Origin of the sequence: uncultured Ellagibacter sp., assembly GCF_934617235.1 — a bacterium.
Taxonomy (GTDB): Bacteria; Actinomycetota; Coriobacteriia; order Coriobacteriales; family Eggerthellaceae; genus Ellagibacter.
The window spans coordinates 1-9,927 of record NZ_CAKTTZ010000062.1; the positions used below are offsets into that span (position 1 = coordinate 1).

The window sequence follows — 9,927 nt, forward strand, 5'->3', positions numbered from 1 at the left end:
GCTGCATCAACACCGTCGATGTCATGACCGCCGAGGTGCCCGAGCTCGACTGGGCGCTGCTCAAGCGCATCACGGCTCGCATTACCGCTGAAGTCCCCGGCATCTGCCGCGTCTGCTACGACTTGACCCCCAAGCCCGTCGGCACAGTGGAATGGGAGTAGCCAATAGAGCCTTGACCTGCGCTTCTGAGTGCCGCACTGTGCCGCTGAGTTTCGTTTCGTACGAGAGTCATGACAAAGCCGCCAGCGATAAAGCAGGAATTTCAGCCTCCGAACATTCTGTTCGGGGGCTTTCTTTTATTGCGCGATTACCTCGGAAAATGCCTCGATTGCTCCCCCCGCCTCTTTGGGGCGCCATCGTAAAGCACTCGACTGTCCATAGATTGCAGCAAGGGGTGTCAAGCTTTCAGCAGCGCGGGCAGCAGTGGTGGGCAAGCGCGACGAGAAAAGCGGATGGGGGTCGTGATTACGGGGCAGGGTCGGCAAGGAGTGATGGCAGGGTCGGATGATTTGCCACATTGCGATAAAGATGGTACCCCGCATTTGCGGCGGCATCCCGAATTGGGCTCCCTAAGGGCCGCTCCGAAGCGCTGGCAACCTCAATTCTCCCTCGCCTGGAGCAAAGAGGCAAGTTCGTGGTCAACTGAGCGAGTTGTGCGACGTTTTTTCGCCCGATTATTCCCTTCATGATGGCTTTGGACGCCCTTCGAAAGCAAAGCCCCAGGTCAACTTAAAGCAAGTTTGATTATTCTGAGAAATGGCAGCGCACAACTCGCTCAGTTGACCACGAACTCGGGGTTGTGCTCCCTAGAGCCGCCTGCGCCCCCTACGCGCCTTCCCCGCCCTCGACCACGCGAACGCCCAGCTCGCGCAGGTAGGGCTGCCCCTCGCGCTCCTCGAAAACGTTGACGCTCTCGGCGAAAACGGCCCTGGGGCACGCCTTGCGCGCCTCCCCCAGGCGGTCGAGCGGAATGGCTATCGCCGGAACCCCCGCATCCCAATCATATGGGACGCGGCACGCTCGTGCCCACGCGCGAACCGTCTTCGCATCCTTGCCGAAAGCCTTTACGCACTTCAGAAGCTTGTCGCTCTCATCGAATGAAAGCCACGGGTATGCGTCTCGCAAATGGGCGTCCTCCAAAAGCACCTTGTTCTGCTGGTAGATTTGCCCTGTGTTTTTATTGTCTGAGCTGCAGTAATGCATCCCTAGCCCAAGCTGTTGCTCATCGGCATACGCAAGCAGCGCCAGCGCCTCGGCTTCGCTGCCCGCAACGGGAACTCCGCCGCCGTACCAATAATCGTACAGGTAGTTAAACGGGTGCTTGCGCAGCTCGAAACCGCGCGCGCGGAACTCCTCCGCATTGCAGAGGGGGAAGCAAAACTCGAGCAGATTAATCCCCCGTACGCCCATCGCATCGAGGCGCGAGAGAAGCGGATTCATCGTAGCGAGCGTGCCGGGAATCACCGGCATCTCAACCATGACGTGCGGCAACGAGGAAACGGCAGCAACCATGCGCTCGAATATGGGCGCATCTGCGCTCGCGACGTCTTCGGGCTTCACGCTAAAGCGGATCTCGTCGAGACCCGCTTGCGCGAGCTGCTCCAGACACACGTCGTCGAGCAGATCGCCACACGTGTATAAGCGCACGTGAGCCGCAGGATACAACTCGCACGCCCGCTCGACGAAAGCCACGACCTGCTCTTTATGCAGCAAAGGCTCGCCGCCCGTGATGGCAAGGCAGTCGAATTGGGCGCCGGCGGCATGCGCAGCATTAAGCTCAGCCACAATGTTGCGTCGATGCGAGAGGAAGTACTCGTAATGGTCCTGGTTGGGATTGAAGCAGAAGTAGCAATGGCGCGTGCAGCGCAAATCGACGAAGAACGTCGCCGTGCGCTCACCGGTGCGACATGCCAAGCACGCAGGTGATATCCACCCGCGCCACAAGGAGCCGTCCCCGTTCTCACAATGGCAGCCGCAAGCGCCGGCAACCTGCGCCCGACGCGCACGAGAACAGGACTCCGAAGCCTCAAAGGGAACGCCAAAAGCGGCAACCGCTTCCTCGTAATCGCGTTCTACCTGGTTGAACGCTTTCGCGTATTCCCAAACATCCATTGCAATCCTTATTCGCCAATATGCCCCATCAGCCAATCGAGCTGCACGGCATCGATGTGGGACACCATCACAAGACCCTGGGCAAACGCCGCATACAGCCCGCGGTCGTCCTTCTCAATCACCTTTTGGGCAAACGCATTGACCCACGTAAGCACATGCGCCTCCAAAAACGCTTTCGAATCCCGCAGCGCATTCCGGCACTTGGAATCATGCCCGTCGGCATACGCCTCATACGCGCGAGAGCCCATGAAGCTCAGGTACTCCAGCATAGCTGCAATGTGGTCATCAGGGAACTGCTTCTCGGCCTGAAGCTTCAAACCGGCGGCATGGTACGCCGCGCGGACATCGAGCGTGCTGCACTGGAACAAAGTCTGCTCGGTACCCACATATGGAGATTCCCACAGATGGACATACTGCTCCCCGGGAATCTGGAAGAGCTTCGCGTAGTCGCCCTCCATCTCAGACGCAAGCGCCACCGCAGCGTCAGACGACGGATCAAGGTGCTCGTCGCAGCAGGTCAAAGCACCCTTCGCGCAATCATCGAGCGAGCAATCCATCTTGTCGAGAATGTGCGCTGCATCAATCGGCAGGTCCCCATCAGAGATCACGGCAACTTCGCCCGCCAACATCTCGCGAGTCTGCGCGCCGAAAAGCTTCGTGGCAAAATCGGGCGAGCAGTCGCCACCGAAGACAGCATGCAAGATACTATACAGGTACGCGCGGCGGGCAAGATCCATACCGATGCGGGTTTCGAGTTGTTGATCAGGCATAACGCCGCTCCTTTCAAGGGAAGGCCGGCCCCTTCCCGCCGCAGCGAGAACAAGCAGCCAACTGTTCCAGTGAATACTACACGACAAGAAAACGCCGCGCCACAAGCGAGATGCGGCGCGGCGACAATCAAAAGCCGGTTTTACCAGGTCAGCTCGACAGCAGAGCTATCGAACGCAAGATCTTTGGTCTTGACCAGGAGGTTCGGATGAGTCAAATCGGGGCTCGGAAGCACCACAATGGTGCCGTTGTCCAAATCGCCATCATACTTCTTGCGAAGCTCATCCACATCGCCGGCGTCGAGCGCGCGGTTCGGGCAGCCCGCGACGCAGGCAGGCTGATCGCCGTTGGCACGCAGGCCGTAGCAGCCGTCGCACTTGCCGGAGACGCCCTTCTCGGGGAAGTACTGCGGATGACCGTACGGGCAGCTCATCACGCACATACGGCAGCCGATGCACTTGTTCTGGTCCTGAACGACCGTGCCATCTTCGGCCTTGCCGATCGCGCCCGTCGGGCAGTTGGCCAAGCAGATCGGGCTCTCGCAGTGGTTGCAGCTGCCAGAGTAGCTGTACGACTTCACGTTGGGGAACGTGCCGACCGTGTAGCTCTTCACATTGCGATACAGGGTTCCGACTTCAAGACGATTCTTGTCTTTGCACGCCACTTGGCACGCGCGGCAGCCGATGCAACGCGTCATATCAAAGTAAAAACCAAAAGCCATGATTCCCTCCTTAGCCAAGATTCAGGATGCGCGCATCGGTGTAGCAGTCGTCTTCCAATGCAGGGCCATCGTATTTCTCGAAATTGCAGTTATTGTTGTTGTAGCTGGTCACGCCGCAGCCGGAAATGTTGTTGCCAGTGAGGTAGTTGTCGGCGCCGCCCTCGTCGATGCCAGTCTTCTCGTTCAGGCGAACCCAGGAACCATGCGGAATGCCGACTTCACCTGGCATGAGGTTCTCCATGCAGCATGCTTTGCGCAGGACCTCGCCGTACTTCGTCCAGACGCGCACAGTGTCGCCATCCTCGATCCCCTTCTCCTTCGCGTCAGAGGCGTTCAGGAACACGGGGTTCGCCCAAGCCTCGCGCAGCCAGGGGCAGTTGTCGAAGACAGAATGCGAGCGACGGAAGTAATGCGGGTTGAACAGCAGATACGGGTACTCGCCCTTCTCGCCGCCGATCTTGCCATCTTTGAAGGTGGTCTCGTAGCCCACGCCGGGAACGAGGTACTCGGGGTACGGCGCGTACGTGTGATCGCACAGGCCGATGCTGTTGAACAGGTCGGCCTTCGCCTGGCAGGTGATTTCGAACTTGCCGCTCTTGGTCTTCAGCGGGTTCTTCTCGGGGTCGGCGATGAACGAAGCGTAGCCCAGGAAGGAGGAGTACTTGTCGCCCTTCTTGCGTTCCACCTGGTAACCGCCGTTGGAGACAAACTCATTCAGGCCCACACGACCGGTCTGAGTCTTGCCCTCGACGCCCCACTCCTTAAGGTCGGCCTCGGTGACGGTGACAAGCGGCACGTACTTGCCGGAGTCGTCGTCCGCGATAACCGTGGCGCCCGCGATGCTGTTGAAGAACGCCTGCTTCGGGCTGATCGGGTAGACCGTCTTCGGGTCAACGCCAATAGCCTCCATGATCAGGGAGTTGATCTCGACGTCAGTCTTCGCTTCGAACAGCGGCTCGGTGACCTGCGAGAAGCAGAACAGGAACTCGCGGTTGGAAGCGGAAAGGCCGCCGGGAACTTCCCACTGGGTGGTGACGGGCAACACGATGTCGGAATACATCGCCTGCGTGGTCATGAACTGGGCCTTTGCCAGAACGAAGTCCATCTTGCGATGCGCCTCGATGCCGCGCTTCATGTTCGGGCCGGTCTGCAGGTAGGCGTTCTCGTCATGGATGATGCAGTGGATGTCGCACGTGCGATCCTCGCCAGCCTGCGAGCCCTTGCCGGAGTACCAGTCGCCGACCATACGATACTTGCCGGTCAGGCACGCTTCCCACACCTGAGGTCCGGGGATGACGCCATCGATCTCGTTCTTCTGGCTCGGATAACCCGAGCTGCCACCCTTCACCAGGGCGGGGCCGCCATTACCAGCGTTTGCATGGTAGTTGTTCGCGGTGCAGTTGCCGGGCTTGCCCATATGACCGCCCATAGCGCCCAGCGTCATGAACAGCTGAGGAACGTTCTCGCACGCATCGCAGCGAGCGGCGGCGAAGTTATGGAGCAGCCACACGTTCTTCTTCTTGCTGATTTCGCGTGCGAACCAGGTGATTTTCTCAACGGGGACGCCGCAGATAGTGGACGCCCACTCGGCGTTGTGCTCCACGCCGTCGTACTTTCCTTCCAGATAGTCGACGAAGTTAACGTCTTCCTTCAGGTCTTCGGGCTTGTGCTCAGCATCGAAACCGACGGTGTACTTGTCCAGGAACTCCCAGTCAACAACGTCACCCTCAGCCTTGTCCAGGCGGATCATCTCGGAAGCGACGCCCAGCAAGAACGCCGTGTCGGTGCCAGTGCGGATGGGAATCCACTCGGCATCGAGCATCTGGGCAGAAGCCGTGTAAATCGGGTCGACAGTGATGAACTTGACGCCCGCTTCCTTAGCGCGGATGTAGTGATAGCTCGGCGTGCCGGCGGCAGACCATGCGGGATTAGACGCGTAAAACACGATGGTGTCGGCGTTCAGCATGTCGGTGCGGTCGTTGCACACGCCTGCGTCGGTGCGAGGAATGCCGATGGTGTCGGCGGTGTTCAGAAGGTAGGCGCCATGAGACGTGGTGTCCGCGGTGCTGGTGTGTCCACCCCATGCCAAAAGCGGCGCAAACGCGAAGCGCGAACCGTAGCTTCCCAGCAAGAATGCCTGGTTGCCGTACTTTTCCTTGATGGTCTTGAACTGGTCGCCGATGTAGCTGATGGCCTCATCCCAGCTGATGCGCTCCCATTCATCCTTGCCGCGCATCTCGCCGTTCGGGTTATCCGGTGACCAGCTCTTGCGCTTGATGGGATACTTCAGGCGGTCGGCGCCGAAGCACTGCTGCTGCTGCGCCTTGCCGCGCACACAGCCGCGCTGCTGCGGGTAATCGAAAGAATCTTCGTGCGTATCGTCGGTCTTCTGGCGAATCACCGCGCCGTCTTTGACCATAACCTTGTTCATACAACGGCCGCCGCAGTTGTGCCAGCACGCTGCAGACGTCCATTCGCCGTCCTTCGCGGGATCGACGGGCATACCTTTTGCATCGGTGGCCTCAAGGCTGGATTCCGCAGAGCATCCGGTCGCAGCCAAACCTGCGACGCCGGCCATAACAGCAGCAGAAGCGCCCAAGAAGCCACGGCGGGAAATATTGTTCGTACTCACTGTTGGTTCCCCCTTTCCGCTTTCCTACATTGCGCAGGTCGCGTAGAAACCGTAGCGGGCAATGGCAACGCCAATCACCAGCACGGCGCACACGACGATCGCAAGCACTGTCTTGTTTTTGAATTTGGAGCCCGCAAGCGCCAGAATCGCAGAGGCAATCGGAGCGATGACCAGGCCCGCAATCTGCATGGCGGGGTTCAAGCCCGCACCAGAGAATGCAGCGACCTCAAGAGCCAGACCGATAGCCAAAACGACATCGACGGCAACCAGCGTGTAAACAACCGGCTTCTCGGCGATATCGGCCAAACCAAGAGCAGCGCACAGGCCAAGGCCCATAGCCAAAGCACCCGCGACGAACGTAAGAATGGTTGCGGGAGCGTTGCTCCACACAGCGTTGCCGTACACGTCGATGTAGGCAGCGCCCATGAGCACGATGACAAGCACCGCCGCAATTGCGCCAATGACGCGCAAGACGAACGGGCTGTCCTTCTTCACGAACGTGATGATGAGGTCGATAAGCGCCAGCACGAAGAAGATGCCTGCAAGAAGCACTTCCTTGACCATGCCGGACCCGAAGTTGACTGTGCCCGCGCCGATTGAAGCAAATGCGCGCGAAAGGCTGTGAACATGCGTGGCCGCAGCGATCATGCCGATGGCAAAAAGCACTACGACGACCAGAGGAACGAGCCACGGACGCTCGCTCTTGCGTGTGCGCTGGAAGCAGACTTCGAACACATAGGCACCTGCCGCCAACCCTCCCAGCAGCGTGAACAGGAATAAGGATTCAAGACCCATGTTTCCCCCTTATTATCTCTTTGACGCCCGCATCGTGCGGGTCGCCCTGCTTTGCGAAATGCACCTCGCCCGCGCATTTCGTCTATCCGACAAGCAGTTCATCCATGTGGCGACAAAGATGACCATTCGCCGAATATTTGCCAAGGATCTCAGCTGGTGATCCTTTTCGTGGATTGTAACAAAATTGTCGCACGACAATCAATAGTGTCGTGCGACAATTTCACGTGTAATTATTCTATCTTGTATATAGTATTATTAGCTTGCTTGGCTCTCATCTGGCTTTACGTTAAAGCCGTCACTGTAAGCGCTGGGCACCACCAGGGTACCCTCGTTGTCCTGCAAGCCCTCATAAGTGAGGTGCATCTTGCGAAGCGACAAGGCGATGTCATCGTGACTGTACGATTGGGCCACGTCATCGAGAATCGCAGAGATATCCCTCTCGGCCTCCATGAGCGTGATGCGCGCGCTCTTGCGGCATTCAGCCTGGGCTTCGAGTGATATAACGCCCTGAAGCTCCTTGGGGATGATCAAATCGCGCACTTCAACCGACACGATGGAGATGCCCCAGTCCGATACCTTCTGCTCAACCGCCTCGCGAAGCTCCTGGTCAAGCTGATGACGACGCATGACTACATTCTGAAGCGACGCGCGACCGATGGCGTCGCGCAGTGCCGTTTGGGCGGAAAGCGCCACAGCGAAATGGCAATCCTGCACTTCGGTACAGGCCTTTTCGGGGTCCCAGATGACCCAGAACAGCACGGCGTCCACATCGAGCGGCACAAGATCGCTGGTCAGGGCCTCTTCGGCACCAAACGGAGTTGCGATCATGCGCTGGTCGACGCGCAACGTGCAGAATTCGAACAGCGGAATGGTGAAGAACAACCCGGGGCCCGCAAGGCGATTGAAGCGGCCCAAGCGCATGACCACGACACGCTCCCAGTCCATGCACACGTGTACCGAAGAGAGGACGGTAAGCCCCACAATCACGGAAACGACGATCCCTGAGAGCGTAAACTTTCCAAGGGCAACGGTCAGCACCGCCAGCGCCAGCGCGAATGCGACGACCGCAAGCACCACCGAAATCATTACCGCGCCATTTCGCGTGGCTTTCTTCGTCGGGTCGGAGCGATACGCATCCGCCGCAACGCCAAACTCCATTTCAGAGCGGCGATAGGTATCTTTTTGCTCTTGAGGGCGAGCTTTATCTTTGATTCTGCTCATTTTCCTTCTTCATCCTCCTTATGCACGAAGACACCATCTTTGGGATGTCGTCATATGCCATGCCGTTCTCGAGACAACCTCTCACGAACTCTTCGACGAGCGCATCCACCTCCGGTGCGGGCTTCATTATGGCGTTCGAATCATTCACGAACACACCACTGCCGCGCACTGCGGTCACATAGCCGTCGCGCTCGAGCCCCATATACGCCTTGTTCACCGTATTGTACGCAATGCGCAGGTCAGCAGCATATTTGCGCACTGTCGGCAACTTCTCGCCCGGCTTGTAGAAGCCCGACGTGATGAGGTAGACCATACGATTGCGCAGCTGAACCCACAGCGGCAAGTCGCTGGACTCGTCGAACGCGAACGGCGGAATCTCTTTACTTTGCTGCTTCACATCTCTCTTTTCTTGCACTTACTTCTTATGTCCCGACAACACGATAAGCGAACCGATTTCGATGGCGCGTTCTGTTCATCCGTTTCATGCTATCCCCCCAGCTACACCGACGGCGCCACGCCGCATGCGACGACAACAATTCGGAGACAGAGCCCCCCGATCAGCATCAGCACAGCGATTCCTGCGGCTCCTGGAGTTGGAATCTGCCGATTGAGCGTCAAGGAAACCGTTTCCGCAGCAAAGGGAATCACAAGGCCACAGACGACAAAACCCGCCCAAAATGTGGCTGACAGATCGCCTTCGAGAAGCCGAGCCACCGCCATCGGGGCAGTCCCTGCCGCGAAGGCAAGCAAAGCAACGACGGCAACCGTCTCAATGATGATGAACACGATGTCGATTCGAGCGAGCAGGCGCCCCACAACCCGCGTTGTGCGCGCATCTTCGCAGGTACAAGCGGCAAGCATGACCACGGCGCAGCCGCACGAAAACGCCGAGGCCGCAAACAGGATGGGCAACCACGTCGACTGCCACACTTCCACCGCAATAACGCTCTGGAGAAGCAGGCCCGTGTAAACCATCACGATGATTGCGACGGGAAGGCCTATCGCCTTTACGGCGAACGAGACGACGCGCGCCCAGGTCGGCAACACGAAAATGGTGTCGGCGAGAGCGATTGCCAAGAACACAGTGAGCAGCGTCAAGGCAAAAGCGCCGATGGAAACCAGACTGCCTGTAGGATAAAGGAACAGGAAGAAAAACGCTTCAGGGCGCCCGAGATCTGCGACAAGGCAAAGCTCGCCCGTGAAGACAACGACCAGGGCAGTACCATACACAAACCTGCGGATTCGCTTGTACGTCGGCTCGGAAATCACCGATTGCGGCGTGAGGAAAACCCTGCCGTATTCACCGTGGTTATGGTCCTTCACGGCTTTGACGACGTCGAAAAAGGCAGCGAGTGCAAATGCACCGGCAGCGGTGCCGCCCAGGAAAAGATAGATGGCTATCAATTTACTGAAAACCACGTCAGCCCTTCCTTGTCGTTTCCTCGTCCCCTTCTGCCAACGACAATCTACCACATGTTTCAGCCTGTCAGCCCACTTGTCGCACGACAATTTTGGGAGAAGGCGGTCGATTTGCACAACCGCCGCCACAAGACTTCGCTCTCGGCGGCGTCCCGATGCAGCCCTTCTTCTCGAAAAACGGGGTCTCTATGTTAAACCACCGTTGACATGTCGGCGATCTGCCTGGTCCAGTAGACCATGGCGTCGCCGCATTCGAGGT

At 58.4% G+C, this 9,927-nt stretch carries 9 protein-coding genes; 1 reads left to right on the top strand and 8 read right to left on the bottom strand.

Features of this window, described 5'->3' with window-relative positions; all coding sequences use genetic code 11:
* The first annotated feature begins 5 nt into the window (after positions 1-5).
* Positions 6-161 carry a hypothetical protein gene (locus Q0G85_RS09640; RefSeq protein ID WP_297157392.1) on the top strand — a complete coding sequence of 52 codons (156 nt, stop codon included), beginning with the start codon at positions 6-8 and terminating at the stop codon, positions 159-161.
* 664 nt (positions 162-825) lie between these two features.
* Here the strand turns inward: Q0G85_RS09640 and Q0G85_RS09645 are convergent.
* From Q0G85_RS09645 to nrfD, 8 genes are all read right to left on the bottom strand, one after another.
* Positions 826-2,112, bottom strand: coding sequence for a radical SAM protein (locus tag Q0G85_RS09645; RefSeq protein WP_297157370.1), 1,287 nt, complete (start codon positions 2,110-2,112; stop codon positions 826-828).
* An 8-nt stretch (positions 2,113-2,120) separates the two neighbouring features.
* Entirely contained in the window at positions 2,121-2,882 is a 762-nt protein-coding gene (locus tag Q0G85_RS09650; protein WP_297157372.1) for a molecular chaperone, read from the bottom strand.
* Between the two features lie 140 nt (positions 2,883-3,022).
* Positions 3,023-3,601 carry a 4Fe-4S dicluster domain-containing protein gene (locus Q0G85_RS09655; RefSeq protein ID WP_297157374.1) on the bottom strand — a complete coding sequence of 193 codons (579 nt, stop codon included), beginning with the start codon at positions 3,599-3,601 and terminating at the stop codon, positions 3,023-3,025.
* Between the two features lie 10 nt (positions 3,602-3,611).
* Positions 3,612-6,233 (bottom strand): molybdopterin-dependent oxidoreductase, encoded by a 2,622-nt coding sequence (locus tag Q0G85_RS09660; RefSeq protein ID WP_297157377.1) that lies wholly within the window; start codon positions 6,231-6,233, stop codon positions 3,612-3,614.
* A gap of 24 nt (positions 6,234-6,257) precedes the next feature.
* Complete coding sequence (locus Q0G85_RS09665; RefSeq protein WP_297157380.1) at positions 6,258-7,028, bottom strand: DmsC/YnfH family molybdoenzyme membrane anchor subunit; 771 nt, start codon at positions 7,026-7,028, stop codon at positions 6,258-6,260.
* Positions 7,029-7,283: 255 nt separating this feature from the next.
* On the bottom strand, positions 7,284-8,186 hold the full coding sequence (locus Q0G85_RS09670; RefSeq protein ID WP_297157383.1) for a slipin family protein: 903 nt from the start codon (positions 8,184-8,186) through the stop codon (positions 7,284-7,286).
* A gap of 43 nt (positions 8,187-8,229) precedes the next feature.
* Positions 8,230-8,646, bottom strand: a complete 417-nt coding sequence (locus Q0G85_RS09675) for a GntR family transcriptional regulator (protein WP_297157386.1) — start codon at positions 8,644-8,646, stop codon at positions 8,230-8,232.
* Between the two features lie 101 nt (positions 8,647-8,747).
* On the bottom strand, positions 8,748-9,668 hold the full coding sequence (nrfD, locus tag Q0G85_RS09680) for an NrfD/PsrC family molybdoenzyme membrane anchor subunit (RefSeq protein WP_297157389.1): 921 nt from the start codon (positions 9,666-9,668) through the stop codon (positions 8,748-8,750).
* Positions 9,669-9,927 lie beyond the last annotated feature (259 nt).

Excerpts from the sequence above, each read along its gene's own strand:
- Q0G85_RS09645 (WP_297157370.1), bottom strand. The coding sequence starts at position 2,112 with ATGGATGTTTGGGAATACGCGAAAGCGTTCAACCAGGTAGAACGCGAT.
- Q0G85_RS09650 (WP_297157372.1), bottom strand. The coding sequence starts at position 2,882 with ATGCCTGATCAACAACTCGAAACCCGCATCGGTATGGATCTTGCCCGC.
- Q0G85_RS09655 (WP_297157374.1), bottom strand. The coding sequence starts at position 3,601 with ATGGCTTTTGGTTTTTACTTTGATATGACGCGTTGCATCGGCTGCCGC.
- Q0G85_RS09670 (WP_297157383.1), bottom strand. The coding sequence starts at position 8,186 with ATGGAGTTTGGCGTTGCGGCGGATGCGTATCGCTCCGACCCGACGAAG.
- Q0G85_RS09665 (WP_297157380.1), bottom strand. The coding sequence starts at position 7,028 with ATGGGTCTTGAATCCTTATTCCTGTTCACGCTGCTGGGAGGGTTGGCG.